A 24,987-nucleotide genomic window follows, 5' to 3' on the forward strand; every position below is an offset into this window, starting at 1 on the left:
GAATGCAAGAATGGATTGGCCCGGCAGGGCCCGGGCGACAGGTGCCATCAACACCCGGTGCCGTCAAGGTGCGGAAGTGCCTAGATCCGCCGGTTTCGCCCAAGGCTGCAAACTGTGTCCGGGGTCACATCGCCTCAGCTCCCGTTACGTCATTCTCATGGGGCGATGACGATAGAGGAGGAAGATAAATCCCGCGCCATCGAGGACCGGACGCCGGGGATGGTCCCCGGCCCGACACTCGGAGGATTGAATCATGTTGAAACTTCGCACTCTTGCAATGGCCGGCCTCGCCACCCTGGCGATCGCCCTGATGGCCACCGGCGACATGGCCCATGCCAAGAACAACAATGGACAGGGCGGCACGTCGAGCGGATCCGATCCCTCGGGCGGCCGCGTGTGGAGCCACCAGGAACCCGCGGACGGCGTCATTCTCTGCGCCACGCGGAGCTGCATGAAATCGTCGCCCGCCGCCGCGGTGACGCATGTGCCCAACAATCCGAACGGGCGGCCGTACCGGCGGCCCATCGTCGAGAACGAGACCTGCAGCACGACGCGCTACGTCTATCCGAACGGCACGGTCATCGTGCAGTCGAGCTGCCCGCGCGCGGTGATGGGCGTCATCTCGACCCATCGCTAGGATCGGGCTTCGACGCAGATATCAGACGCCTGACAACGACCGGCAGGGGGCTGCGATCCGATCGCGGCCCCTGTCGTTTGCCTTACCGTCAGTCCTTGGGGCGGTAGCGCCCCGTCTCCGGATCCTGCTCCAGCGTCTTTGCCGGCAGTTCGCCGCCCGTCCGTCGGGCCGCCTCCGACACCCGGCGCTCGACACGGGCGATTTCGCGCCGCACCGCGCGTATCAGCAGATAGCCACCAATGGCGAGGCCCGCCGCCGCGATCACATTGACCATCCCGTCCTCCCGATCCTCACAGTCCGAAGCGGGCCCAGAGCGCGCGCTGTTCCAGCGCACCGATCGCCTCGTCCGCCCATCCCTGCGCCAGGCCGGCGCCGATCTCGACACCCACCCCCTGACGCCGCGCGAACAGCGAGCGCGGTGCCCCGATCAGCCGCATCCGCACGCTCTCGCCGAAGCGTTCGCGCAGCACCGACCGAATATCGCCGATGCGGTCGACAAGGCCAAGGTCGCGCGACGTGGTGCCGGTCCAGAACAGGCCGGAGAACAGGTCGGGCGTCTCGGACAGCACATCGCCGCGCCGCCTGCGGACCAGGGCGATGAAGCTCTCGTGCACCTCCTGCTGGATCGCCTTGAGATGCCGCACATCCTCCTCGCGCTCGGGGCGGAAGGGATCGAGGATCGCCTTGTTCTCCCCGGCCGTGTGGACCCGGCGCTCGATGCCGAGACGGGCGATCGCCTCGGCGAAGCCGAAACTCGCCGAGACGACGCCGATCGAGCCGACGATGGAACTCTCGTCGGCGATGATCTCGTCGCCGGCCAGGGCGAGCATGTAGCCGCCGGAGGCCGCCACGTCCTCGACGAAGACCAGCACCTCCTTCTTCTTCTCGCCGGCAAGCTGGCGGATGCGGTCATGGATCAGCCGCGACTGCACCGGCGAACCGCCCGGCGAATTGACCACCAGCGCCACCGCCGGCCCGTCGAAGGCGAACAGCTTGTCGATCAGCGGCGCGGCCGTTGCCAGCGACAGGCCCGGCCGCAGGGGCGAGGCCATGCCGATGGCACCTTGAAGGCGCAGCACCGGGACGGTGGTCGGGACATCGCCCCATTTTCCGGGAAGGTGCTTGCGGAGTCTGTCGAACAAGGGGTGTCCTCGGGCTCTGAGTGGTCTGGCTGAAATACCTGTGTCTTCGGCATATAGGTCTGCGATGCGGCGATAAAAGAGCCGCCGTCAGGTGCCGGAGGCCTCGTCGAGAGCCGCCCGGATCGCCAGGAAATCGCGCCAGGCATAGCGCTTCTGCACCGGGCTGCGCAGCAGATAGGCCGGATGCAGCGTCGCAACGGCACGGATCGTCGCGCCTTGCGCGGCCGGTCCCAGCGGCAGGTCGAGCCAGCGGCCGCGCAGCCGCAGGATGCCGTCCTGCACGCCGGTCAGCGCCTTGGCCGAGGCTCCGCCCAGGAACACCAGCACCTTCGGCTGCACCAGCTCGATCTGGCGCAGCACGAAGGGCTTGCAGATCTCGGTTTCCTGCGGGCTCGGCGTGCGGTTGCCCGGCGGGCGCCAGGGCACGACATTGGTGATATAGACCTCGCCGCGCGCCAGGCCGATCGCCTCCAGCATGCGGTCGAGCAACTGGCCGGAACGCCCGACAAAGGGCAGACCGCGCGCGTCCTCCTCCCGGCCCGGCGCCTCGCCGACAAACATCACCCGCGCATTGGCCGGCCCGTCGGCGAAGACCAGCGACTTGGCGGTAAGCTTGAGGTTGCAGCCGTCGAAGCGGGACAGCGTCTCGCGCAGCGCGTCCAGCGTCGCCGCCGTGCGGGCGGCCTCGCGGGCGGCAACGACCACCTCGTCTCCCGGCACGACGGCGGCACCGGCCGCCATTGCACCTTGTGCGGGAGCTGCCGGCGCCCGCATCGGTGGCTGAGACTGGGGCGGCTGAGACTGGGGCGGCATCTGCCGCGCAGCGGGCCCGGCAGTTGGGGCAGCCGGCACTCCGGCCGGCGCTGCGCGCGCGGCGGGCACCGTCTCGGACAGGGCGAAGGCGTCGGAGGGCTCCAGTTCCAGCCATCCGTCGGCGCCGGCAGAGATGTAGAAATCGAGCAGCGCCTCGAGCGCCGAGGAGACCTTGCGCTCGCCCTCGGCCACCGTCGCGGACGGGCCATCGTCGTGCCTGCGGTCTGTCGGGTCTGCGGGTTCCATGCGGCTGTTGTGCCGCATCGCTCCCGGCAGCGCAATCGTTCCCGCCTTGACGGCGAGCGACACGTTCGGAATATTCCTCTTACGTAAACGTCATATGACAGCCATTGGCTTATCGACATTGCGGCGCCTTTCGCGCTGCACTAAACAGAAAACGCTGAGACCGAGGCACGCGGCACGAGAGGGAGAGAGGCATGAGCGACACGGAGACGCTTGGCGAACGCGAAAGCATGGAATTCGACGTCGTCATCGTCGGCGCCGGACCGGCGGGACTGTCGGCGGCCATCCGGCTCAAGCAGATCGCCGAGGAAAAGGGCGAGGAGCTCTCCGTCGTCGTGCTGGAAAAGGGCTCCGAGGTCGGCGCCCACATCCTGTCGGGCGCGGTGGTCGATCCGATCGGCGTTGACAGGCTGCTGCCGGGCTGGCGCGAGGAGGCGGACACGCCGTTCAAGACGCCGGTGACTGCCGACCACTTCCTGGTGCTGGGTCCCGCGGGCTCCATGCGGCTGCCGAACATCATGATGCCGCCGTTGATGAACAATCACGGCAACTACATCGTCTCGCTCGGCAATGTCTGCCGCTGGCTCGCCGGCAAGGCGGAGGCGCTCGGCGTCGAGATCTATCCGGGCTTTGCCGCCGCCGAAGTGCTCTATGACGACACCGGCGCCGTGGTCGGCGTCGCCACCGGCGACATGGGCATCGGCCGCGACGGCAAGCCCAACGCCAATTTCACCCGCGGCATGGAGCTGCGCGGCAAATATGTGCTCATCGCCGAGGGCGTGCGCGGCTCGCTCGCCAAGGAGCTGATCGCCCGCTTCGATCTCGATGCGCATTCCGACGTGCCGAAATTCGGCATCGGCATCAAGGAACTGTGGCAGGTCGACCCGTCGAAGCACCGGCCGGGCCTCGTCCAGCACAGCTTCGGCTGGCCGCTCGACAACCGGACCGGCGGCGGCTCGTTCCTCTATCACCTCGAAGACAACCAGGTCGCGGTCGGCTTCGTCGTCCACCTCAATTACAAGAACCCCTACCTCGCCCCGTTCGAGGAGTTCCAGCGGTTCAAGACCCATCCGGCGATCCGCGAGACCTTCGAGGGCGGCAAGCGCATTTCCTATGGCGCGCGCGCCATCACCGAGGGCGGCTTCCAGTCGGTGCCCAAGCTCTCCTTCCCCGGCGGGTTGCTGATCGGCTGTTCCGCCGGCTTCGTCAACGTGCCGCGCATCAAGGGATCGCACAACGCGATGCTGTCCGGCATGCTGGCGGCGGAGGAGATCATGGCCGCGCTCGGCCGCGGCGAGGCGAATGCCGAGCTTACCGGCTACGACGCTGCCTGGCGCGCAAGCGAGATCGGCAAGGACCTGAAGAAGGTCCGCAACGTCAAGCCGCTGCTGTCGCGCTTCGGCACGCTGCTCGGCACCATGCTCGGCGGCTTCGACATGTGGACCAACGAGCTGTTCGGCATCTCCCTGTTCGGCACCGTCTCGCATGGCAAGCGGGATTCGGAGAGCCTGGAGCCGGCGGCAAGGCACAGCCCGATCGCCTATCCCAAGCCGGACGGCAAGGTGTCCTTCGACAAGCTCTCCTCGGTGTTCCTGTCGAACACCAATCACGAGGAAGACCAGCCGATCCACCTCAAGGTGAAGGACATGGCGCTGCAGAAGGCATCGGAGCACGATGTCTATGCCGGTCCGTCGAACCGCTACTGCCCGGCCGGCGTCTATGAGTGGATCGAGGAAGGCGAGGACGCCCCGCGCTTCCAGATCAACGCGCAGAACTGCGTCCACTGCAAGACCTGCGACATCAAGGACCCGAACCGGAACATCACCTGGACGGTGCCGGAAGGCGCGGGCGGCCCGAACTACCCGAACATGTAAGGGCGTTCGATACCAAGTGCAGGCAGGGGATGCCCTCAGGCAAATCCCCTGCCCGCCGCCAGCGCCTCCTCGACGAAGCCGTCGATGAATGCGTCCAGCGCCGGCCAGTCGGTGAACTCCATCTCGCCGGACGGGTCCATCTCGACGCCCTTCTGCCGCAGGATGCGGTGGATCACCCAGCGCTTGAGAAACCCCATCTGCCGGTCGCGCACGGCGCCGGCGGCAAGATGCAGGCGCGTCGGCTCCCAGTCGAGATCGTCGAACATCACTTCTACCGCCTCGCGGGCATTGTCGATGTCCTCCGCCTTTTGCGAGGAGGCGGACAGGCTGACGGAGACAAAGGCGGTCGGGACGCTCTCCAGCCGCGCCCGCTGCCGGCGGATGAAGTCGAGCATTTCGGGCTGATGCCGGCTGACATGCAGGGAGGCGGCGAGCACCGCCGCGTCGAAGGAGCCGAGCTCCAGCGAAGCCGCCGCCTTGGCGTCGACCAACGTCACGCTGTGCCCCGCGCCCTTCAGCCTTGCGGCCACCCGCTCGGCAATCTTGCGGGTCTGTCCCTCGGTCGTGGCATAGACCACGAGGAAATGTGCCATTCCGTCCATCCTGCAGCGCCGCGTCAGACATGGCAGGATGCATCAGCCGGACGAAGCTTTCATGACGGAAGTCAACACGATCATGACAAAGCCGGCAAAGGAAATCGCGCCGTCAGGCGCGATTTCGCGTCAGCGCCTCCACGGCGGCGAAGGCGGACATGTTGACGACGCCGCGTGAGGTCACCGACGGCGTCAGGATATGCACCGGCTTGGCCGTTCCCAGCAGGATCGGGCCGACATGCAGGCTGTCCGTCATCACCTTCACCAGGTTGAGCGCGATATTGGCGGCATCAAGCGAGGGGAAGACCAAAAGGTTCGCCTCTCCGGTCAGCCGCGAATCCGGCATCACCCGGCCGCGCATGGCCAGCGACAGGGCGCTGTCGCCATGCATCTCGCCGTCGACTTCCAGGTCCGGCACCATCTCCTTGAGCAGGTCCAGGGCCGCGCGCATCTTGTCGGCCGAGGCCATGTCGCGCGAGCCGAAGTTCGAGGCGGACAGCAGCGCTGCGCGCGGCGTGATGCCGAAGCGGCGGATTTCCTCGGCCGCCAGCATCGTCGTCTCGGCGATCTCGCGCGCCGAAGGATCGACCGTCACATAGGTGTCGGTGAAGAAGGTCGCGCCGTTCGAGTTGATCAGCAGCGACAGGGCGGAGAAGTCCTGCACGCCCGGCGCATTGCCGATGATGCCGCGCACATCGGCCAGGTGCTTGGAATAGCGCCCCTCCAGGCCGCAGATCAGCGCGTCGGCCTCGCCCCGGTGCAGCGCCAGCGCGCCGATCACCGTGGTGTTGGAGCGCACCATGGTGCGCGCGGCCTCCGGCGTGACGCCGCGCCGGCCGATCAGCGAGAACAGCGTGTCGACATAGTCGCGGTAGCGCGGATCGTCTTCCGGATTGGTGCATTCGAAGTCGCGGCCCGGCCGGATCTTCAGGCCGAAGCGCTCGCAGCGGCTCTCGATCACCGAGGGGCGGCCGATCAGGATCGGCCGCGCCAGCCGGTCCTCCAGCAGCACCTGCGCGGCGCGCAGCACGCGCTCGTCCTCGCCGTTGGAATAGATGATCCGCGTCTCGCTGGCGCGCGCCGCCGCGATGATCGGCTTCATGATCAGGCCGGAGCGGAAGACGAAGCGGTTCAGCCGGTCGTGATAGGCGTCGAAATCCTCGATCGGGCGCACCGCGACGCCGGTCTCCATCGCCGCCCGCGCCACTGCCGGGGCGATGCGCAGGATCAGCCGCTGGTCGAAGGGCGAGGGGATCAGATATTTCGGGCCGAAGGTCTCGGAGACGCCGCCATAGGCGCGCGCGGCCACTTCCGAGGGCTCCTCGCGGGCGAGTTCGGCGATCGCGGCAACGGCGGCGAGCTTCATCTCCTCGTTGATCGTGGTGGCGCCGACATCCAGCGCGCCGCGGAAGATATAGGGGAAGCACAGGACGTTGTTGACCTGGTTCGGATAGTCCGAGCGGCCGGTGCACATCATCACGTCGTCGCGCACAGCGAGCGCGGCCTCCGGCATGATCTCCGGCTTGGGATTGGCCAGCGCCAGGATCAGCGGCCGCGCGGCCATCGCCGCGACCATCTCCGGCTTCAGCACGCCGGCGGCGGACAGGCCGAGGAAGACATCGGCGCCGGGGATCACCTCGGCCAGCGTGCGCGCGTCGGTCTCCTGCGCGAACAGCGCCTTCCACTCGTCCATCAGGGTCTCGCGGCCCTTGTAGACGACGCCCTCGATGTCGGTGACGAAGATGTTCTCCCGCGAGGCGCCGAGCGAGACCAGCAGATTGAGGCAGGCGAGCGCCGCCGCCCCCGCGCCGGAGGCGACGATCTTGACCTTGGCGATGTCCTTGCCGGCAAGCTCCAGTGCGTTCTTGACGGCGGCGCCGACGATGATCGCCGTGCCGTGCTGGTCGTCATGGAAGACCGGAATGTTCATCCGCTCGCGCAACGCGCGCTCGATCATGAAGCATTCGGGGGCCTTGATGTCCTCCAGGTTGATGCCGCCGAAGGTCGGCTCGAGCACGGCGACCGCGTCGACGAACTTGTCGACATCGAGCTCGTTCACCTCGATATCGAAGACATCGATGCCGGCAAACTTCTTGAAGAGGACCGCCTTGCCTTCCATCACCGGCTTGGAGGCCAGCGGCCCGATATTGCCGAGCCCCAGCACCGCCGTGCCGTTGGAGACGACGCCGACGAGATTGGCGCGCGCGGTGTATTCGGCCGCAAGCGAGGGATCGCGGGCGATCTCCAGGCAGGGCGCGGCGACGCCGGGCGAATAGGCCAGCGCCAGGTCGCGCTGGTTGCCGAGCGGCTTGGTCGCCTGGATCTCCAGCTTTCCCGGGCGCGGATGGCGGTGATAGTAGAGCGCGGCCTCATCGAGATCGTTGGCGGGCAGGGTATCGGTTTTTTTCTCGGTCATCGCGATCCACTTAAGGCTGGCAGGCGGCGGGTCCGCTGGCACATCCGGTCCGCGGCGGTCACCCGCCCCTCGCGCCCCCCGGCTCGGCGGCGCGGGCGAGCGGCGCGAACAGGACGAGGATGCGAATCAGCAGGTACAGGACCAGCGCGTTCAGGCAATGCCATACGAAATGCGTTCCCAAAGGGAAAGACGGGCAAAATGGGATATCGCTCATTCTGAAAGCAAGCGAAATCACGAAAACCGTGCCCGCAAGCGCCAGCGGCGCGCTGGCCGGCGGGCAGCGCCGCGCTGCAAGGGCGGCAACGCCGAAGATGGCGAGCGCGGCCGGTGCATAGCCGGCGGAGGATCCGAGGACCCCGGAGAGCTGCGGCGCCACGCCGTAGCTGGCGGCGAGGAAGGCCAGCGTCGCCCCGATCGACCAGCCGAGGCCGAGGCCGAGGATGCGCCGCATCGCCAGGAAGAAATAGGCGTAGATGAAGACCGCGATCGGCACCACGTCGGCCAGCGCCGACCAGCGATTGGCGAAGGTGTGGAACAGGAAGGAGCCGATGCCGACCACGGCGACCACCACGACCAGAAACAGCACCCCGGCATCGCCCGGCGCCCTGCGCCGCCACAGCAGCCAGGCGAAAAGGGCGGCGATCAGGAAGGCGCCGTTGGTCACCGCGTTGACCGGCTCGGCCCAGAATTCCGGTCCCAGCCGCTCGCAATAGGCATTGATCGGTCTCGTCCAGTCCATCGTCCGCTCCTCGTGCCGCCCCACCGGTCCCCTGCCAGTCGGTCCTCGCTGGCGCCCGAGTGTGACCCGCCCTATCCTTGCGGGCAAATAGCAACCATCGCCTCAGGGCAGGGCCCTGCGCTCCACGAGGATCATCACGCCGATGCATCGCATTGATGACAGCCGTCCCTTCGTTCCGCTCAACATCGCCGTCCTCACCGTCTCCGACACCCGCTCGCTGGAGGAGGACCGCTCCGGCAGCACCCTTGCCGCGCGGATCGAGGAGGCCGGCCACCGCCTGGCGGACCGCGCCATCGTCACCGACGACGTGGAGAAGATCCGCGCCGTGGTTAGCGCCTGGACCGCCTCGCCCGATGTCGACGTGGTGATCACCACCGGCGGCACCGGCTTCACCGGCCGCGATGTCACGCCGGAGGCGATCGAGCCGCTGTTCGAGAAGACAATGGACGGTTTTTCCGAAGTCTTCCACCGCATCTCCTACGACAAGATCGGCACCTCGACCATCCAGTCGCGGGCGACCGGCGGCGTCATCCGCGCGACCTATGTCTTCGTGCTGCCCGGCTCGCCGGGCGCCTGCAAGGATGCCTGGGACGGCATCCTCAAGTGGCAGCTCGACTACCGGCACATGCCCTGCAACTTCGTCGAGATCATGCCTCGGCTCGACGAGCATCTGAAGCGCGGCAAGCTGCGCGAGGCGTGAGACGCGGGGCCGCGGATCCACGCATCCTCTTCACGGATGCGTGAGCGCCGCTTTCCGTCATGCCCGGCGGGCCTAAGTGCCGCTGGGGAGCCTTGGGATCAATGGGAGGGTTTACGGACATGATCGAACTCAGCCTCAACCGCAGGACGCTGCTGACCGGCGCCGCCGTCACCGCTCTTGCCGCCCCCGCCATCGTCTCCGGCAGCGTGCGCGTGCGCGCCGAAGCGCCGATGCTCGGCGCCGCCGGCCCCACCTTCAACCGCATCAAGCTCGGCGACTTCGAGGTCACCACCCTGCTGGACGCCGCGCGCGCGATGGACGGGCCGCATCCGATCTTCGGCGAGAATCAGGAGGCGGCGGCGGTCGCCGAACTGCTCGACGCGAACAACCTGCCGTCCGACAAGATGGTCAACGGCTTCACGCCGGTTCTCGTCAACACCGGCGCGCAACTCGTCCTCTTCGACACCGGCCTTGGCGGCGATGCCGGCACGCTGACCGCCCAGCTTGCCGCGGCCGGCTACACGCCCGAGCAGGTCGACATCGTCGTGCTGACCCACATGCACCCGGATCACATCGGCGGGCTGATGACCGGCGATGCGCCGGCCTATCCGAACGCCCGCTATGTCGCCGGTCAGGCCGAATACGACTTCTGGTCCGCCGAGGAGCGCCTGTCCGGGCCGACCGAGCGCGTCGCAACGCTGGTGCGCTCCAACGTGACGCCATTTGCCGAAAACATGACCTTCATCGGCGACGGCGGCGAGGTCGTCTCCGGCATCACCGGCATCGACACGTCCGGCCACACGCCGGGGCACCTGTCCTTCCATGTGGAGAGCGGCGGCAAGCGGCTGCTGATCTGGGGCGACGTCGCCAACCATTTCGTCGCCTCGATCCAGCGTCCCGACTGGCATGTCCGCTTCGACATGGACAAGGAGAAGGCGGCGGCGACCCGCAAGCGCGTCTTCGACATGGTCGCAGCCGACAGGATCCCGGTGACGGGCTATCACATGCCCTTCCCGGCGCTCGGCTATGTCCAGGCGAGCGGCGAGAGCTATCGCTGGCTGCCGGCCGCCTATCAGTTCGCTCTCTGAGCAGACGCTCGCCGGCGCCCTTCGCCACCCCTTTGGCCCTCCCGGACGGCGCACCGCGCCGAGCCGGGGCGGGCTGGGGGGGCAGGACCGGCGGAAACGATGCACAGGCCGGCGCCTCGCCCACAGGCTGTCATCCCGGCCAAAGGCGAAGCCGGAGAGCCGGGAACCATTGGCACCCTCAGTGGGTGTTTGTCGCTCCACCCTCTCCTTGCGTCTTCCCGGGCGTCTTCCCGGGCAAGGCGCAGCGCCGAGCCGGGAGGACGAAGGAGGGGGCGGAGCGCGTGGAGGACCGCATGGGTGAGGCAATGCCGTGGGGGCACGGCGTGTCCTCGCACCCGCTCCGGGAACGAATGGTCCCCGGCGCGCGCTTGCGCGCGGCCGGGGTGACGGACTGACCAAAAGGCGCGATCTCTCCTCACTCTGTAGCCCCAACCGATCCCGTTCCGACCTCAGCGCTGCCACTGGGGCGGAAGGCAACAGCCCTCGCATCGGCCTGACATTTTCAACAATGCTTTATCTACCTAAGTAACACAAAGTATCTCATCCAATTTTCGCCCGATTCCCCTCATAACGGCGCGGCTTTTCTGCTCACATTCCGGTCACATCTTCGTTATGCCATGTTTTTTCCCCGAAATAACCCTGCATACACCGCGGACGAGCCAAGATGGGCTTCCAGTTTTTGCCTCGTGGACGGCACGACGCCGCCACCGGCGCCAACAGACCAAGACCTGCGGCACCGAATACTGAATGCTCACGGAGGCCAATATCATGAAGAAGTTGCTCATCGCCCTTGCGGCTCTGACCTTTTCCGGCTCCGCTTACGCTCAGGACACGTCCTTCGCGTCGGCCGATCTCGACCAGAGCGGCGACCTGACCTTCAGCGAGGTGATCGCCGTGCTGCCGAATGTCACCGAGGAGGCCTTCGCCGCCGCCGATGCCGATGGCAATGGCGTGCTCTCCGAGGCCGAGTACACGGTCCTGCTCGAGAGCAGCGGCGGCTGACACCGCTCCCTCTTCCTGCCCGGTCGCCCTGTTTCCCCTGCCGGAAACGGGGCGATCTGCCGTCTGCCCCCGACACGTCTCGCCTGCCCGCTTCCCAGGTCCATTTGTTCCTGTTATGTTCCGAGTATCGACAACAGGGAACATCCGGGACCTCCCATGGCCACTCCGGCACCGTTGCGCAGCACCATCCCCGATCCGACGGACGCCTCCGAGGAGGCGCTGTCGGCCAGCGTCAACGCCCATCGCGGCCGCGGCCGGGCCGCCGGCCTCAACATGGCCGGCCGCTACGAGCGCGAAAGCCGCGACAGTTTCGACGATGGCTGGGGCTCGCTGGACGACCTGCCGCCGCTCAAGACCCATGTGCAGGAAGAGCGGGCGCGCACCATCATCACCCGCAACGAATCGCCCGACATTTCCTTCGACCGCTCGATCAATCCCTATCGCGGCTGCGAGCATGGCTGCATCTACTGCTTCGCCAGGCCGAGCCACGCCTATATCGGCCTGTCGCCCGGCCTCGACTTCGAAACCCGGCTGACCGTCAAGCCGAATGCCGCCGAGCTGCTGGAGCGGGAGCTGTCGCGGCCCGGCTACAGCCCGCGCACCATCGCCATCGGCACCAACACCGATCCGTACCAGCCGATCGAGCGCGAGCGGAAACTGATGCGCGAGATCCTCGCCGTGCTCGACCGCTGCAACCATCCGGTCGGCATCGTCACCAAGTCGGCCCTGGTGCTGCGCGACCTCGACATCCTGGCGCCGATGGCCGAGCGCGGGCTGGTGCGCGTCGCCCTCTCCGTGACGACGCTGGAGCGCAAGCTCGCCCGCGCCATGGAGCCGCGCGCGGCAACGCCGGCCAAGCGGCTGGAGGCGATCCGCGGCCTGTCGCAGGCCGGCATTCCGACCTCGGTGATGGTCGCGCCGGTGATCCCGGCGCTGACCGATTCGGAGATGGAGAAGATCCTGGAGGCGGCCAGCGAGAACGGCGCCATCGGTGCCGGCTACATCCTGCTGCGGCTGCCGATCGAGGTCAGTCCGCTGTTCCGCGACTGGCTGCTGCGGCACCGGCCGGACAGTTTCCGCCATGTCATGAACCTCATCCGCTCGATGCGCGGCGGCAAGGACTACGATGCTGCGTGGGGCAAGCGGATGCGCGGCGACGGGCCCTATGCCAAGCAGCTCGCCAACCGCTTTGCGCTCGCCTGCAAGCGGCTCGGCCTCAACCGCAACCGCAAGCCGCTGGCAACGGATCTGTTCCTCCCCCCAACCGCCGGCGGCGTCCAGCTCCAGCTCTTCTAGGCCTGCCGGTCCTTTGCCGGCCCCGGACGTCAGCCCGCCGGCCTGCGGCGGCCAATGCTTCGGTGCATTTCGCGAAGATTTCTGTTGCGCGTCGGCGCCGGCGCCGGAACGGTGGGCGCATGGTCTTCGCGCTCTCGTCCACCCTTCAGCTTGCCCTGCCGGCCACGCTCGACCCGGCGGCCGAGCGGGAGCTCTCCCGCCGTTTCGACCGGCGGCTCGCCGGCATCGACGAGGCCGGCCGCGGCCCCTGGGCCGGTCCCGTCGCCGTTGCCGCCGTCATTCTCGACCACGCCGCGGTTCCGGACGGGCTCGCCGATTCGAAGACCCTCAGCGAGGCGCGGCGCGAACGGCTCTACGAGGAGATTCTCGCGACCGCCGCCGTCGCCGTCGCCCTCGCCTCGCCGCGCGAGATCGACGCCCGCAACATCCGCGCGGCAACGCTGCAGGCGATGGCCCGCGCTGCCCGCGCCCTGCCGCTCGCCCCGCTCGCCTGTCTGATCGACGGACGCGACGTGCCGCCGGGCCTGCCCGCCCCCGGACAGGCGGCGGTGAAGGGCGACGGCCGCCTGCTCTGCGTCGCCGCCGCCTCGATCGTCGCCAAGGTCACCCGCGATCGGCTGATGACGCGGATGGACAGCCTGTTTCCCGGCTACGGCTTTGCCGGCCACAAGGGCTATGGCACCGCGCAGCATGCCGCCGCGCTTGCCCGCCAGGGTCCCTGCCCGCTGCACCGGCGCAGCTTCCGCCCGGTCGCCGTGGCGCTCGGCCTGCGCGAGGCGTAATGGACGCGCGCGACGCGCGCGCGCCCTGCGCCGCCATCCCGCATGCACGCCCCCTCCCGGCGTCCTCCCGGACGGCGCTCGCTCTCGCGCACCACCCCCTCCCCGCGTCATCCCGCACGCAGCGAAGCTGCAGATGCGGGATCGGAGAGCCGAGGGCGTTTGTGGAAATGCGTCACACCTGCCTCAGGCACCGTGCCTCCCCGGTCCCGGATCGTCGGCCTTCGGCTTCGTCCGGGAAGACGCAAGGAGAGGCCTCGGTAGAAAACGCAAGTCCGAAGGGGCCGCACCCGAACCCGGTCAACCTTCACGCCGCCCCAAACGAAAACGGCCCCGCGAAGGGGCCGTCTCGAAGCGGAATGGGAAGGTGCCGGCTCAGTTGAGGCGGGTCTTCACTTCCTGAATGCTCTTGGCGAGCAGGTCGTCGCCAACGCTGCCGGCGACCTTCTTGGCGAGGATCGTCTCGGCGGCGGCCACCGCGATATCGGCGGCGCGCGAGCGCACCTCGGCGATCGCCTGGGCCTCGGCCTGGGCGATCTTGCGCTCGGCGGCCACGGTGCGGCGGGCGATCAGATCCTCCAGGGCCGCATTGGCCTCCAGCGTCAGGCGGTCTGCCTCGCGCTTGGCCTCGGCGACGATGCCCTCGGCCTCGCTCTCGGCCTCCTGGCGGCGGCGCTGGTAGTCGGCGAGCAGGGCCTGGGCCTCCTCGCGCAGACGGCGGGCGTCCTCGAGTTCCTTGCGGATCGTGTCAGCCCGCTTGTCCAGCGAGGACCCGACCATGCCGGGGACCTTCATGTAGACGATCAGCCCGAGAAAGATGACGAGGCCGACGAGAGCCCATGCAGAAGCGTCCATCAGGCTGTCCTCACTTCATCGCCGTATCGACGGCCTTGTTGAGTTCGGTCGCGGTCGGCGCCTTGCCGATCAGGGCCTCGACCAGCTCGCTGGTGGTGTCGCGGGCGATCTCGCTGACGTTGCCCAGCGCGGCGGCCTTGACCTCGGCGATGCGGGCCTCGGCCTGCGCCAGCTTCTCGGAGAGACCCTTCTCGGTCTCCGCGCGGCGACGGTCGATGTCGGCCTTCAGCTTCTCGCGGGTGTCCAGGGCGATCTTATGCGCGTTGTTGCGAGCCTCCGCCAGCGCCTGCTCATAGGCGGCGATCGCGGCGTTGCTCTCGTCGTTCAGGCGGTTCGCCTCGGCGATGTCGCCGGCGATCCGGTCGCGGCGATCCTCCAGGATGCCGCTGAGGCGCGGCAGCGCCACCCTGGTCATGATCCAGTAGAGCACGCCGAAGGTTATCGCCAGCCAGAGAAGCTGCGATGCGTAGGTCGCCCCGTCGAAAGGAGGGAACGTGCCGACCGAATGTTCGTCGGCCGGGATCTCGATGACAGCGTGGGTAGAGCTATCGTGTTGGGTCTCGGCGCCGGTCGTGGCCATTATCATCTCCAATGCCGCAGCCATGCACGCATCGCGGCTTGCGCGAAGCGCCGGCCGGGCGCGTCATGCCCCCGGCCGGAGAATTTGCGTCGCTGACGCAATCCGACGTCTTAGACGGCGAAGAGCAGGAGAAGGGCGACGAGAAGCGAGAAGATGCCGAGCGCCTCGGTCACGGCGAAGCCGAAGATGAGGCGGCCGAACTGGCCATCGGCGGCAGACGGGTTGCGCAGGGCGCCCGACAGGTAGCTGCCGAAGATATTGCCGAGGCCGAGAGCGGTACCGGCCATGCCAAGGCAGGCGAGACCCGCACCGATGTACTTTGCTGCTTCAGCTTCCATGACACTAGCTCCTTGAGGTGAGATTGCAGCGACGTAACGACGGCCCCGCCTTATTGCGGGGCCGAACCAAACTGACTCTTAGTGGCTCGGATGCAGGGCATCGTTGAGGTACATGCAAGTCAGAACCGTGAAAACATAGGCCTGCAGGAACGCCACCAGGAATTCCAGGCCGGTCAGCGCGACGGTCATCGCCAGCGGCAGGATCGAGAACACCGGACCCATGATGCCGAGGCCCTCGGCCGCGATCAGCGAGGTGACGAAGCCGGCGAAGACCTTCAGCGTGATGTGGCCCGCCAGCATGTTGGCGAACAGACGAACCGACAGGCTGACCGGGCGCGACAGGAACGAGATGATCTCGATCGGCGTCACCAGGATGTACAGCACCGGCGGCACCCCGGCCGGGGTGAACAGCTTCAGGAACTTCGCGCCGTGCTTGGCGAAGCCGTAGACCATCACCGTGCCGATCACCAGCATCGCCAGGGCGAAGGTGACGATCAGGTGGCTGGTGACGGTGAAGAAGTAGGGGAACATGCCGATCAGGTTGGCGATCAGCACGAACATGAACAGCGAGAACACCAGCGGGAAGAAGCGCATGCCCTCGTTGCCGGCGGCATTTCTCAGCGTGTTCGCCACGAATTCGTAGGACATTTCCGCGACCGACTGCCAGCGCCCCGGAACGAGCCCGCGCCCGCTGGTCGACAGGATCAGGAAGGCCGCGACGACCGCCGTGGTCGCCACCATGAACAGCGAGGAATTGGTGAAGGAAAGATCGAGGCCGCCGACCTCGATCGGAACGAGCTTGGTGATCTTGAACTGCGAGATCGGATCGTTCGCCACCGGGTCAGCCCCTCGTCTAGCGGTCGCATGACATGCCGGCGCGCGAACCCGTCGCGAACCGGCCTGAATTCAGCTTCGAACTATCCGTCGCGCGACCCGTCATGCGGCTCGGCCACCAGACCGGCGGACCGCAAGACGTTCAGCACGCCCGCGACAAAGCCCAACAGGAGGAAGACGATCAAGCCCCAGGGGCTCGTCCCGAACCCCTTGTCGATCATCCAGCCGATGGCAGCCCCTACCAGAACGCCGGCGACGAACTCCGTCGACAGCTTCATGGCCTGAGCATACCCCTGTCCCGTGCCCGAGGACGACCCGCTTTTCGGCCCTTCGGCCTGCGTCGCCTTTTCCTCGAGCGCCCGTGCCAGCCGGCTTCTTCGCTCGGACAGTTCCGCTTCCGTTGGCCGCAATCCGCGCGAACCCGGTTCGTCCTCGTCGGGAGACATCGCTAAAGTCCCCTTTCCCGATACGCTCCGGCGCAGGTCGCCGACCCCTGGAAGCCGGGCGCACCATAGTCGGCGCCCCTGCCCCTGTCAAGAACACGCAAAAAACCTTCAAGCCCCTGTAATATCACATCTTTCATGGCAAAAGACGCCCTGCGTCGAACTGTCCGGGAGCCGTCTTCGCAAGACCGTGCTGCATTGCACGGCGCGGGAGGCGCTCACACCGCCTCGCGAAACCGCTCCGCGGTCTGCAGATCGACGGACACGAGCTGCGAAACCCCGCGCTCGGCCATGGTGACGCCGAACAGGCGGTTCATCCGCGCCATGGTGATCGGGTTGTGGGTGATCACCACGAAGCGGGTGGCGGTGCTGCGGGTCATCTCGTCCAGGAGGTCGCAATAGCGCTCGACATTGGCATCGTCGAGCGGCGCGTCGACCTCGTCGAGCACGCAGATCGGCGCCGGATTGGTCAGGAACACGGCGAAGATCAGCGCCATCGCCGTCAGCGCCTGCTCGCCGCCCGACAGCAGCGTCATGGTCTGCGGCTTCTTGCCCGGCGGGCGGGCGATGATCTCGAGGCCGGCGTCGAGCGGGTCTTCCGCATCGACCAGTTGCAATTCGGCCGTGCCGCCGCCGAACAGATGGGTGAACAGGCGCTGGAAATGGCCGTTCACCGTGTCGAAAGCCGACAGCAGGCGCTCGCGCGCCTCGCGGTTGATGTTGGAGATCGCTCCGCGCAGCCGCTTGATCGCCTCGATCAGGTCGTCGCGCTCGCTGATCAAGGTGCCCCGCTGGCCCTCGATCTGCGACAGTTCCTCCTCGGCGCGCAGGTTGACGCCGCCGAGCCGCTCGCGCTCGCCCTTCAGCCGCTCCACCCGCCGCTCGATGCCGTCCGGATCGGGCAGCGGCGCGCCCTCCCTCAGCCCGGCCAGTCCCGGCAGGGCGGAGACGGCGACTTCCAGCGTCTCGTCGATTCGCGCCTCGATCTCGCTCTTGCGGCTCGATGCGGCGGCCAGCCGTTCCTCGGCGCGGATGCGCCGCTCGCGCGCCTCGCCCAGCATCGCCAGCGCCTGATGCGCCTGCTGGTCGGCCTCGCGCTGTTTCGCCTCGGCGGTGGCGAGCGCGTCGTCGGCGGCGCGGCGCGCCTCCTCGGCGGCCGAAATCTCCCCGAGCAGCGCCCGGCGCTTCAGCTCGATGTCCTCCGGCGCCTCCATCAGCGCCATCCGCTCGTCCTCGGCGGCGGCGATGCGTTCGCCCAGCACCTCGATCTGCTGGCGGGCGCCGGCCGCGCGGGCGATCCAGCTCGCCCGTTCGCGGGCGATCGCCTCCATCCGGCGGCGGCGCAGATCGCTCTCGCGCGCCAGACCATCGGCGGCGGCCTGTTCGCGCGACAGCGCCGCGCGCGCTTCCGCCGCTTCCGCCCGCGCCGCGTCGATCGCGCCCTGCAATCCCTCGCTGCCGGAAATCTCCTCCAGCGCCGCCGCGGTCATTTCCGCCGCCTCGCGCGCCTCGGCCAGATCGCCGGCGAGCCGCTCCACGGTGGCGCGCAGGCCCGCAAGCCGCGCCTCGGCCTCGGCATGGGCGCGCTCCAGCCGCAGCACCTCCTGGCGCGCCGCATCGGCGGCCGCGCGGGCCGCGCGTACCTCCTGGCGGGTCCCGTCCTCGGCATCGGCCGCCATGCGCAGCGCCGCCTCGGCGGCCGCGAACGCCTCGCGCAAGGCGTCCATCCGCTCGGCAGCCGCGGCGATCTCCAGGTCCAGCGCCGCCAGCCGGTTCTTGCGGGCAAGGCGCTGCGCCGCCGCCGTCGGCGCATCGGCGGAAACCACAAAGCCGTCCCAGCGCCAGACGGCGCCGGCACGGCTGACCAGCCGCTGGCCGGGCCTGAGCTGCCGCATGAGACGCTCCGCGTCGCCCTCCTCGACAAGGCCGATCTGGGCCAGCCGCCGCGCCAGCGCCACTGGGGCCCGCACCACCAGCGACAAGGGTCGGCAGCCCTCGGGCAGCTTCGGATCGGCGGCGAGTACCTCGCCGTCCGCGGCCTCCGCGCTCCAGCGCATCGGTGCCTCGCCGCCCACCGGCGCGTCGAGATCCTCGCCGAGCGCGGCGCCCAGCGCCGTCTCGAAGCCCGGCTCCACCGTCATCGCCTCGACCACCGCCGGCCATTCGCCGGCCTGTCCGGCGGACAGAACCTCATTGAGCGTGCGCGCTTCCGTTTCCAGCCGCGACAGCGCCGCCTCCGCGTCGCTGAGCGGCTGGCGCGCGGCCTCGACGGCGGCGCGGCGGGCGCGGGTGCGCTCTTCCGTCTCCAGCACCCGCTCTTCGGCGAGATCCAGCCGGCCTTCCGCGTCGAGCAGCGCCTCGCGGCCCATTTCCAGCGCCGGCGCGCCCTCGATATCCGCCTCCAGCGCCACCACCTGCGCTGCCGCCTCGCCATGCTGGGCAAGGAGCCGCTCGGCCCGCTGGACCGCCGTGCGATGCGCCTCCTCGAGCTGCCGCCGCCGCGCGACGATGCCGGCCTGTTGCTGGGTCAGCGCCGACAGCCGCTCCTCGGCCGCCGCGACCAGTTCGCCCGCCGCCGCCACCGCGAGCCGCGCCTCCTCGGCGCGTTCCTCCTGCGACAGGTCCTCGCCGCGCAGCTCTTCCTCTTCCTCGGCGAGCAGCGACAGGTGCTCGTCGTTCTCGCCGACCAGCGCCTGTTCGCGGGCGATGTCCTGCTGGAGCTGCTGCAGGCGGCCGGAGAGGTCCGACAGGCGCTCGCGGATACGGCGCTCCTCGCCGTCCAGCTCGTTGCGGGCAATGACCAGCCGCTGCACCGCCGCCCCGGCGCGGGCCGAGGCCTCGCGCATCTCCGGCACCTTGTGGGCGGAGATCGCCTGGTTCTTCGCCGCTTCCGCCTGGGCCAGCGCGACCAGCCGCACCCCCTCCTCGGCTTCCGCAAATTCGGCCTCCGCCGCCTTCAGCCTGTCGCGGCAGTCGAGCCAGCGCAGGTAATAGAGCCCGGCCTCGGCCGAGCGGATCTCGGCGGAGAGGTTGCGGAAGCGGCTCGCCTGGCGGGCCTGGCGGCGCAGGTTGTCGAGCTGGCCGTCGATCTGGACGAGAACGTCCTCCAGCCGGTCCAGGTTCTGCTCGGCGGCGCGCAGGCGCAGCTCCGCCTCGTGGCGGCGCGAATGCAGGCCGGAAATGCCGGCGGCCTCTTCCAGGATCTGGCGGCGGGAGGTCGGCTTGGCGGCGATCAGCTCGCCGATCTGGCCCTGGCGCACGAGCGCGGGCGAGCGGGCGCCGGTCGAGGCGTCGGCGAACAGAAGCTGGACGTCGCGTGCGCGCACGTCGCGGGCGTTGATCTTGTAGTTGGAGCCCGCCTCGCGCTCGATCCGCCGGGTCACTTCCAGCGCGTCGCTGTCGTTGAAGCCGGCCGGCGCGGTGCGGTCGGCATTGTCGAGGAACAGCGTGACTTCGGCGGTGTTGCGGGCCGGGCGGTTGAGGCTGCCGGAGAAGATCACGTCGTCCATGCCGGACGCGCGCATGTTCTTGTAGGAATTCTCGCCCATGACCCAGCGCAGGGCCTCGACGAGATTGGACTTGCCGCAGCCGTTCGGCCCGACCACGCCGGTCAGGCCGTCGCCGATGATGAATTCCATCGGTTCGACGAAGGACTTGAAGCCGAGGACGCGGAGCTTGCTGAACTTCATCGCGGCGGCGTCACAGGCGTTGCCGAAGGATCGGGCCGGGCAATACGCCAGGCACTACGTCAGGCGCGACGCCGGGCGCTACATCAGGCGCGACGCCGGCCACAGGATCTCTGCGGCCGGCGTCAGCGGTCCTAGAGATACTTGGCAGCCTGCTTGTCGAGTTCGTCAGGCGAGATCGCACCGCTGACCTTGTTCCCGTTGAAGAAGAACGTCGGCGTCGAGTTGACGCCGAACTGGCTGGATGCACGGTCGCGCGTCGCATTGATCGCGTCAAGCAGAGCCTGATCGGTCAGGGTCTTTTCGAAGGTCTCCTGGGTGAAGCCGATCTGCTTGGCGAAGTTCAGCAGCGAGTTGTAGGGGTCCTGGGTGAAGGCCCAGGCCCGCTGCTCGGCGAACATGAACTCGATCACGTCGAAGTATTTTTCCTCCGGCACCGCCCGCGCCAGCATGAAGGCGGCGGAGGCAACCGGATCGAGCGGGAACTCGCGGAAAATCAGGCGCGCCTTGCCGGTGTCCAGATATTCCTTCTTGAGATGCGGATAGGTGTTCTTGTGGAAATTGGCGCAGTGGCCGCAGGTCATCGAGGAATATTCGACGATGGTGAGCGGCGCGTCCTCGCTGCCCAACACCTTGTCGGGAAGCGCGCCCGGCTGCATCAACTCCTCGACATTGACCGTCTGGGCGAAGGCGGGCAGCGCCGGCAGCACGGTGCCGGCCACAAGCAGGCCGGCGGAGGAACGCAGGATCAACTGACGACGGTTCAGGCTCACGGGTCTCTTCCCACTCAGTGAAAGGGTCTATCGGCGTTAGGTCGTGTTAATCGCCTTTTGCGCGAATTTCAAACGACACCCACATTGTGGCGGCATTGGGAGCGCGGAAACCGGCGGAGTTCTGCCTGCTTCACAAGATCGCGAGCAGGTTCAGCGGGTGCGGGCGAGCACCGCCCGGCCCAGCCGTTCCAGCGCGGCGCCGAGCGGCGTGCCCTCCACGGCGACCAGCCGCTCGGCAAGCTCGGCCTCCTCGGCGCCAGTGAGCGGGCGCAGCTTCGGCGGCGGCTTGCGGCGGCGGTCGGTGACCGGGCGCTGCAGGATGCGGATGCGCTCCACCGCGGCCCAGCCGAAGAAGCCGTTGATGCGCTCGACGAGCTGCGGCATCTCATGGGTCAGCAGCAGCGCGGTCGCCCCATCGGTCTGCACCACCAGCGTCGCCGGGCGCGGCACGTCCTCGAAGGCGCTGTCCCGGCCGCCGCGCGGCCAGTCGAGCCGCACCGGCTGCACCCGGCCGGCATAGCGCTCGCCGACGATCTCCGGCCAGTCGGACAGCAGATCGGCGGCGGCAAAGCCGCGCTTGCGGCAGGCCGGCTCCAGCGTCTTGCCGATCAGGTCGGCAAGCGGGCGCGCGCGCGTCACCCGGCGCATATAGCCGGGGCTCGCTCCTGCCTTCGGTCGAGAGTGCCGCGAATCAGACATGTCTCCTTTTTCATGCATGAATTGCGACCCTTTTGCGACAGTTCGCGCGCAAGGACCGGTTCGTCACCGCTGTCCCCGGAACCCCGCCATCCACAGATCGCAGGCCCGCGGGGGGAGCGCGCCCTTGCAATCGCGCCCGCAGCACCGATTCTGATGTCCCATGACCGCACCGCACCTTGCCCCCGCAGCCGATCTCGCCGCCGCCCTGCTTGCCTGGTACGACCGCCACGCCCGTGTGCTGCCCTGGCGCGTCGCCCCGCGCGACCGCCGGCAGGGTCAGGCGCCCGATCCCTACCGGGTCTGGCTCTCCGAGATCATGCTGCAGCAGACCACGGTGCAGGCGGTGAAGCCCTATTTCGCCGCCTTCACCGAGCGCTGGCCCACGGTCGCGGATCTTGCGGCGGCCGACGAGGCCGAGGTGATGAAGGCCTGGGCCGGGCTCGGCTATTATTCGCGGGCGCGCAATCTCAAGGCCTGCGCCGAGGCCGTCGTCGCCGCGCATGGCGGCGTCTTTCCAGACACGGAGGACGCCTTGCGCGCCCTGCCCGGCATCGGCCCCTATACGGCGGCGGCCATCGCCGCCATCGCCCATGACCGGCCGGCCACCGTCGTCGACGGCAATGTCGAGCGCGTCACCTCGCGCCTGCATGCCATCGAGACGCCGCTGCCCGCCTCCAAACCCGACATCCGCGCCGCCGTCGAACGGATGGTGCCGCGCGAGCGGCCCGGCGACTTCGCCCAGGCGATGATGGATCTCGGCGCCAGCCTCTGCAGTCCGCGCAAGCCCGCCTGCGCGCTCTGCCCCTGGTCCGCCCCTTGCGAGGCGAGACGCCTCGGCATCGCCGAGACCCTGCCGGTCAAGCAGCGCAAGGCGGCCAAGCCCACCCGCTTCGGCCTCGCCTTCGTCGTGAAGCGCCAGGACGGCGCGGTGCTGCTGCGCCGCCGCCCGCCGAAGGGCCTGCTCGGCGGCATGAGCGAGCCGCCGGTGAGCGCCTGGGGAGAGGACATCGACGGCGGCGACGTCACCTTGCTGCCGCCGGAGCTTGCCGCCGCGCGGCTGCGCTGGAGCCGCGTTGCCAGCGACGTGCGCCACACCTTCACGCATTTCCATCTGGAGCTTGCGGTCTGGCATGCGTCGGCGCCGATGAGCCTTGCCGCACCCGAGGGATGCTGGTGGTCGGCGCCATCGGAACTGGCCGGCGAGGCGCTGCCGACGGTGATGCGCAAGGCGGTCGAGGCGGGGCTTTCCGCCTGACGCAAGGGGCCCTCCCAATTCGATTGCGTTTTCCGGGGAACTGCCGCATAGACGCGCAACTTTCGCCGTTGCGGAGACTTCGGCCGATGTTCACGCGTTCCATTCCGGCATTGTTTTCCAAAGAAGAAGCCCGCGAGGTCATCCGTCTTGCGGACGAGGCGCAGATGGCGGCGGGCGGCCTCGTCGGCGGCCAGCAGCATCAGGACATCCGCCGGGCAAGGATCGCCTGGCTCGACGACACCGGCAGCGCCGCCTGGGTGATGGAGCGGATCGTTGCGGGCGTGGCCGCGGCCAATCGCGAGCATTTCGACTTCGCCATCACCGAGTTCGGTGAGCGGCTACAGGTCGCGACCTATGACGAGAGCGATGCCGGCCATTACGACTGGCATTCCGACATCGGCGACGGCCCCATCGCCCGGCGCCGCAAGCTGACCATCGTCGTGCAGCTCAGCGAGCCGGCCGCCTATCGGGGCGGCGAGTTGCAGATCAACCTCGGCAGCGCGCTATGGACGGCCGAGCGCGGCATCGGCGACGCCACGCTGTTCGCCTCCTTCATGCTGCACCGGGTGGCGCCCGTCTCCCTCGGCCGGCGGTACTCGCTGACCTGCTGGTGCCACGGGCCGCAGTTCCGCTGAACGCGGCGGCGTCCCTTTTTACTGGAACGCCGTCTCGGCGAAGGAGCGCAGCTTTCTGGAGTGGAGCCGCTCGCGCGGCATCGCCCGCAGGATCTCCATGCTGCGGATGCCGATGCGCAGATGCTGCGCCACCTGCCGCTTGTAGAAATCCGTCGCCATGCCCGGCAGCTTGAGTTCGCCGTGCAGCGGCTTGTCGGAGACGCAGAGCAGCGTGCCGTAGGGCACGCGGAAGCGGAAGCCGTTCGCCGCGATCGTCGCCGATTCCATGTCGAGCGCGATGGCCCTCGACTGGGAGAAGCGCTGCACCGGCTCGCGGTGGTCGCGCAGTTCCCAGTTGCGGTTGTCGATCGAGGCGACCGTGCCGGTGCGCATCACCCGCTTCAGCTCATAGCCGGCAAGGCCGGTGATCTCCTCCACCGCCCGTTCCAGCGCCACCTGCACCTCGGCCAGCGGCGGGATCGGCACCCAGGTCGGCAGGTCCGCGTCCAGCACATGGTCCTCGCGGACATAGCCATGCGCCAGCACATAGTCGCCGAGCTTCTGGCTGTTGCGCAAGCCGGCGCAGTGGCCCAGCATCAGCCAGGCATGCGGGCGCAGCACCGCCACATGGTCGGTGATCGTCTTGGCGTTGGACGGGCCGACGCCGATATTGACCATGGTGACGCCGGAGGATCCCGGGCGCACCAGGTGATAGGCCGGCATCTGCGGCAGCCGCTGGCCCGGCCCGTCGCACCGTTCGCAGCCCGCCTCCGTCACCAGGTTGCCCGGTTCGACGAAGCGGGTGTAGCCGCTGGCCGGATCGGCCAGGAGTTCCTGGGCCAGCCGGCAGAACTCGTCGATATAGAACTGGTAGTTGGTCAGGATGACGTAGTTCTGGAAATGCTCGGCCGCCGTCGCGGTGTAGTGCTGCAGCCGGTGCAGCGAATAGTCGACGCGCGGCGCGGTGAAGGGCGCCAGCGGCCGCGGCGCGCCGGGCGGCGCCTCATAGGTGCCGTTGACGATGGCATCGTCCAGGATCGACAGGTCCGGCAGGTCGAAGACATCGGCGAGCGGGCGCTGCAGCACCTCGGCCGCCCCTTCCACATGGGTGCCGTCATAGAAGGCGAAATGCAGCGGGATCGGCAGGGCGCTGGTCCCCACCTCCACCGGCACCTCGTGGTTGCGCAGCAGCAGCTCGATCTGCTCCTTCAGATAGGAGCCGAACAGGTCCGGGCGCGTCACCGTCGCCGCATGGACGCCCGGTCCCGACACGAAGCCATAGGACAGCCGGCTGTCGATGCGCGAATGGGTGGCGGTGGCGATCCGCACTTCCGGATAGCAGGCCCGCACCCGCCCTTGCGGAATGCGGCCGGCGAGGAACTCGGCGAAGGCCTCGCGCAGGAAGGCGGTGTTGGCCTCGAACAGTTCCCGCAGTCGCTCGACGGCGGCCCCGGCATCGGTGAAGGCCTGATACGGCGTGTGCGGCGGTTCGAGCACCGCTAGGTCTTCCGGACGGTCCATGTTCGAGGTGTCGATGCCCATGAGGTGCCTTTCTTCTGTTGTTATTCTGGCAAGCCAGTATGAAATT

The 24,987-nt window shown here is 68.4% G+C and carries 24 protein-coding genes; 9 read left to right on the forward strand and 15 right to left on the reverse strand.

Translation table 11 applies throughout. The features are described 5' to 3' along the window. Positions 1-253 precede the first annotated feature (253 nt). The gene (locus TSB10P1A_RS05635) at positions 254-637 is read left to right on the forward strand and encodes a hypothetical protein (protein ID WP_186386928.1); all 384 of its coding nucleotides are present in this window, start codon (positions 254-256) and stop codon (positions 635-637) included. 88 nt (positions 638-725) lie between these two features. On the opposite strand, the gene TSB10P1A_RS05640 is transcribed toward TSB10P1A_RS05635, so the two are convergent. From TSB10P1A_RS05640 to TSB10P1A_RS05650, 3 genes are all read right to left on the reverse strand, one after another. Next, the gene (locus tag TSB10P1A_RS05640; RefSeq protein WP_186386929.1) at positions 726-911 is read right to left on the reverse strand and encodes a hypothetical protein; all 186 of its coding nucleotides are present in this window, start codon (positions 909-911) and stop codon (positions 726-728) included. A 16-nt stretch (positions 912-927) separates the two neighbouring features. Continuing rightward, positions 928-1,779, reverse strand: a complete 852-nt coding sequence (locus TSB10P1A_RS05645; RefSeq protein ID WP_186386930.1) for a S49 family peptidase — start codon at positions 1,777-1,779, stop codon at positions 928-930. A gap of 87 nt (positions 1,780-1,866) precedes the next feature. Further along, positions 1,867-2,901: a uracil-DNA glycosylase family protein gene (locus TSB10P1A_RS05650; protein ID WP_244292998.1), complete on the reverse strand. Its 1,035-nt coding sequence runs from the start codon at positions 2,899-2,901 to the stop codon at positions 1,867-1,869. A 128-nt stretch (positions 2,902-3,029) separates the two neighbouring features. On the opposite strand from TSB10P1A_RS05650, the gene TSB10P1A_RS05655 reads away from it, so the two are divergent. Further along, positions 3,030-4,709, forward strand: coding sequence for an electron transfer flavoprotein-ubiquinone oxidoreductase (locus TSB10P1A_RS05655; protein ID WP_186386931.1), 1,680 nt, complete (start codon positions 3,030-3,032; stop codon positions 4,707-4,709). 35 nt (positions 4,710-4,744) lie between these two features. Here TSB10P1A_RS05655 and TSB10P1A_RS05660 read toward each other — a convergent pair whose 3' ends face one another. The 3 genes from TSB10P1A_RS05660 to TSB10P1A_RS05670 all read right to left on the reverse strand — a co-directional run bounded on the left by TSB10P1A_RS05660 (position 4,745) and on the right by TSB10P1A_RS05670 (position 8,457). Continuing rightward, on the reverse strand, positions 4,745-5,302 hold the full coding sequence (locus TSB10P1A_RS05660) for a flavodoxin domain-containing protein (RefSeq protein ID WP_186386932.1): 558 nt from the start codon (positions 5,300-5,302) through the stop codon (positions 4,745-4,747). A 112-nt stretch (positions 5,303-5,414) separates the two neighbouring features. Beyond that, a complete protein-coding gene (locus TSB10P1A_RS05665) occupies positions 5,415-7,718 on the reverse strand; it encodes an NADP-dependent malic enzyme (protein ID WP_186386933.1) in 2,304 nt (767 codons plus the stop codon). Positions 7,719-7,776: 58 nt separating this feature from the next. Then, on the reverse strand, positions 7,777-8,457 hold the full coding sequence (locus tag TSB10P1A_RS05670; protein ID WP_186386934.1) for a ceramidase domain-containing protein: 681 nt from the start codon (positions 8,455-8,457) through the stop codon (positions 7,777-7,779). 142 nt (positions 8,458-8,599) lie between these two features. Here TSB10P1A_RS05670 and moaB point away from each other — a divergent pair, with 142 nt between their 5' ends. The 5 genes from moaB to TSB10P1A_RS05695 all read left to right on the forward strand — a co-directional run bounded on the left by moaB (position 8,600) and on the right by TSB10P1A_RS05695 (position 13,325). Further along, positions 8,600-9,157: a molybdenum cofactor biosynthesis protein B gene (gene moaB, locus TSB10P1A_RS05675; RefSeq protein ID WP_186386935.1), complete on the forward strand. Its 558-nt coding sequence runs from the start codon at positions 8,600-8,602 to the stop codon at positions 9,155-9,157. Positions 9,158-9,276: 119 nt separating this feature from the next. Beyond that, positions 9,277-10,245 carry an MBL fold metallo-hydrolase gene (locus TSB10P1A_RS05680; protein ID WP_186386936.1) on the forward strand — a complete coding sequence of 323 codons (969 nt, stop codon included), beginning with the start codon at positions 9,277-9,279 and terminating at the stop codon, positions 10,243-10,245. Positions 10,246-11,013: 768 nt separating this feature from the next. Further along, on the forward strand, positions 11,014-11,247 hold the full coding sequence (locus TSB10P1A_RS05685; protein ID WP_186386937.1) for a hypothetical protein: 234 nt from the start codon (positions 11,014-11,016) through the stop codon (positions 11,245-11,247). Positions 11,248-11,403: 156 nt separating this feature from the next. Further along, positions 11,404-12,543, forward strand: coding sequence for a PA0069 family radical SAM protein (locus tag TSB10P1A_RS05690; RefSeq protein ID WP_186386938.1), 1,140 nt, complete (start codon positions 11,404-11,406; stop codon positions 12,541-12,543). A gap of 119 nt (positions 12,544-12,662) precedes the next feature. After that, the gene (locus TSB10P1A_RS05695) at positions 12,663-13,325 is read left to right on the forward strand and encodes a ribonuclease HII (RefSeq protein WP_186386939.1); all 663 of its coding nucleotides are present in this window, start codon (positions 12,663-12,665) and stop codon (positions 13,323-13,325) included. A 372-nt stretch (positions 13,326-13,697) separates the two neighbouring features. Here the strand turns inward: TSB10P1A_RS05695 and TSB10P1A_RS05700 are convergent, their stop codons facing one another. From TSB10P1A_RS05700 to TSB10P1A_RS05735, 8 genes are all read right to left on the reverse strand, one after another. After that, on the reverse strand, positions 13,698-14,177 hold the full coding sequence (locus tag TSB10P1A_RS05700) for a F0F1 ATP synthase subunit B (RefSeq protein ID WP_186386940.1): 480 nt from the start codon (positions 14,175-14,177) through the stop codon (positions 13,698-13,700). Positions 14,178-14,187: 10 nt separating this feature from the next. After that, positions 14,188-14,757, reverse strand: coding sequence for a F0F1 ATP synthase subunit B (locus TSB10P1A_RS05705; RefSeq protein WP_186386941.1), 570 nt, complete (start codon positions 14,755-14,757; stop codon positions 14,188-14,190). A gap of 110 nt (positions 14,758-14,867) precedes the next feature. Next, positions 14,868-15,095, reverse strand: coding sequence for a F0F1 ATP synthase subunit C (locus tag TSB10P1A_RS05710; protein ID WP_067220716.1), 228 nt, complete (start codon positions 15,093-15,095; stop codon positions 14,868-14,870). A 78-nt stretch (positions 15,096-15,173) separates the two neighbouring features. Then, positions 15,174-15,932: a F0F1 ATP synthase subunit A gene (locus TSB10P1A_RS05715; protein WP_186386942.1), complete on the reverse strand. Its 759-nt coding sequence runs from the start codon at positions 15,930-15,932 to the stop codon at positions 15,174-15,176. 80 nt (positions 15,933-16,012) lie between these two features. Further along, on the reverse strand, positions 16,013-16,375 hold the full coding sequence (locus tag TSB10P1A_RS05720; protein ID WP_186386943.1) for an AtpZ/AtpI family protein: 363 nt from the start codon (positions 16,373-16,375) through the stop codon (positions 16,013-16,015). Positions 16,376-16,590: 215 nt separating this feature from the next. Then, complete coding sequence (gene smc, locus TSB10P1A_RS05725) at positions 16,591-20,061, reverse strand: chromosome segregation protein SMC (protein ID WP_186386944.1); 3,471 nt, start codon at positions 20,059-20,061, stop codon at positions 16,591-16,593. Positions 20,062-20,192: 131 nt separating this feature from the next. Beyond that, positions 20,193-20,831: a DsbA family protein gene (locus TSB10P1A_RS05730; protein ID WP_186386945.1), complete on the reverse strand. Its 639-nt coding sequence runs from the start codon at positions 20,829-20,831 to the stop codon at positions 20,193-20,195. 150 nt (positions 20,832-20,981) lie between these two features. Continuing rightward, complete coding sequence (locus TSB10P1A_RS05735; protein WP_208987016.1) at positions 20,982-21,530, reverse strand: DUF721 domain-containing protein; 549 nt, start codon at positions 21,528-21,530, stop codon at positions 20,982-20,984. 160 nt (positions 21,531-21,690) lie between these two features. Here TSB10P1A_RS05735 and mutY point away from each other — a divergent pair, with 160 nt between their 5' ends. After that, positions 21,691-22,785: an A/G-specific adenine glycosylase gene (gene mutY / locus TSB10P1A_RS05740; RefSeq protein WP_186386946.1), complete on the forward strand. Its 1,095-nt coding sequence runs from the start codon at positions 21,691-21,693 to the stop codon at positions 22,783-22,785. 86 nt (positions 22,786-22,871) lie between these two features. After that, positions 22,872-23,420 carry a 2OG-Fe(II) oxygenase gene (locus TSB10P1A_RS05745; protein ID WP_186386947.1) on the forward strand — a complete coding sequence of 183 codons (549 nt, stop codon included), beginning with the start codon at positions 22,872-22,874 and terminating at the stop codon, positions 23,418-23,420. 18 nt (positions 23,421-23,438) lie between these two features. On the opposite strand, the gene TSB10P1A_RS05750 is transcribed toward TSB10P1A_RS05745, so the two are convergent. After that, complete coding sequence (locus TSB10P1A_RS05750) at positions 23,439-24,941, reverse strand: AMP nucleosidase (protein ID WP_371515071.1); 1,503 nt, start codon at positions 24,939-24,941, stop codon at positions 23,439-23,441. Positions 24,942-24,987: the final 46 nt, after the last annotated feature.

This window comes from Stappia sp. TSB10P1A (assembly GCF_900185725.1).
Lineage (GTDB): Bacteria > Pseudomonadota > Alphaproteobacteria > Rhizobiales > Stappiaceae > Stappia.

Excerpts from the sequence above, each read along its gene's own strand:
- TSB10P1A_RS05635 (WP_186386928.1), top strand. The coding sequence starts at position 254 with ATGTTGAAACTTCGCACTCTTGCAATGGCCGGCCTCGCCACCCTGGCG.
- TSB10P1A_RS05640 (WP_186386929.1), bottom strand. The coding sequence starts at position 911 with ATGGTCAATGTGATCGCGGCGGCGGGCCTCGCCATTGGTGGCTATCTG.
- TSB10P1A_RS05655 (WP_186386931.1), top strand. The coding sequence starts at position 3,030 with ATGAGCGACACGGAGACGCTTGGCGAACGCGAAAGCATGGAATTCGAC.
- TSB10P1A_RS05660 (WP_186386932.1), bottom strand. The coding sequence starts at position 5,302 with ATGGCACATTTCCTCGTGGTCTATGCCACGACCGAGGGACAGACCCGC.
- TSB10P1A_RS05665 (WP_186386933.1), bottom strand. The coding sequence starts at position 7,718 with ATGACCGAGAAAAAAACCGATACCCTGCCCGCCAACGATCTCGATGAG.
- TSB10P1A_RS05670 (WP_186386934.1), bottom strand. The coding sequence starts at position 8,457 with ATGGACTGGACGAGACCGATCAATGCCTATTGCGAGCGGCTGGGACCG.
- moaB (WP_186386935.1), top strand. The coding sequence starts at position 8,600 with ATGCATCGCATTGATGACAGCCGTCCCTTCGTTCCGCTCAACATCGCC.
- TSB10P1A_RS05680 (WP_186386936.1), top strand. The coding sequence starts at position 9,277 with ATGATCGAACTCAGCCTCAACCGCAGGACGCTGCTGACCGGCGCCGCC.
- TSB10P1A_RS05685 (WP_186386937.1), top strand. The coding sequence starts at position 11,014 with ATGAAGAAGTTGCTCATCGCCCTTGCGGCTCTGACCTTTTCCGGCTCC.
- TSB10P1A_RS05690 (WP_186386938.1), top strand. The coding sequence starts at position 11,404 with ATGGCCACTCCGGCACCGTTGCGCAGCACCATCCCCGATCCGACGGAC.
- TSB10P1A_RS05695 (WP_186386939.1), top strand. The coding sequence starts at position 12,663 with ATGGTCTTCGCGCTCTCGTCCACCCTTCAGCTTGCCCTGCCGGCCACG.
- TSB10P1A_RS05700 (WP_186386940.1), bottom strand. The coding sequence starts at position 14,177 with ATGGACGCTTCTGCATGGGCTCTCGTCGGCCTCGTCATCTTTCTCGGG.
- TSB10P1A_RS05705 (WP_186386941.1), bottom strand. The coding sequence starts at position 14,757 with ATGGCCACGACCGGCGCCGAGACCCAACACGATAGCTCTACCCACGCT.
- TSB10P1A_RS05710 (WP_067220716.1), bottom strand. The coding sequence starts at position 15,095 with ATGGAAGCTGAAGCAGCAAAGTACATCGGTGCGGGTCTCGCCTGCCTT.
- TSB10P1A_RS05720 (WP_186386943.1), bottom strand. The coding sequence starts at position 16,375 with ATGTCTCCCGACGAGGACGAACCGGGTTCGCGCGGATTGCGGCCAACG.
- smc (WP_186386944.1), bottom strand. The coding sequence starts at position 20,061 with ATGAAGTTCAGCAAGCTCCGCGTCCTCGGCTTCAAGTCCTTCGTCGAA.
- TSB10P1A_RS05735 (WP_208987016.1), bottom strand. The coding sequence starts at position 21,530 with ATGTCTGATTCGCGGCACTCTCGACCGAAGGCAGGAGCGAGCCCCGGC.
- mutY (WP_186386946.1), top strand. The coding sequence starts at position 21,691 with ATGACCGCACCGCACCTTGCCCCCGCAGCCGATCTCGCCGCCGCCCTG.
- TSB10P1A_RS05745 (WP_186386947.1), top strand. The coding sequence starts at position 22,872 with ATGTTCACGCGTTCCATTCCGGCATTGTTTTCCAAAGAAGAAGCCCGC.
- TSB10P1A_RS05750 (WP_371515071.1), bottom strand. The coding sequence starts at position 24,941 with ATGGGCATCGACACCTCGAACATGGACCGTCCGGAAGACCTAGCGGTG.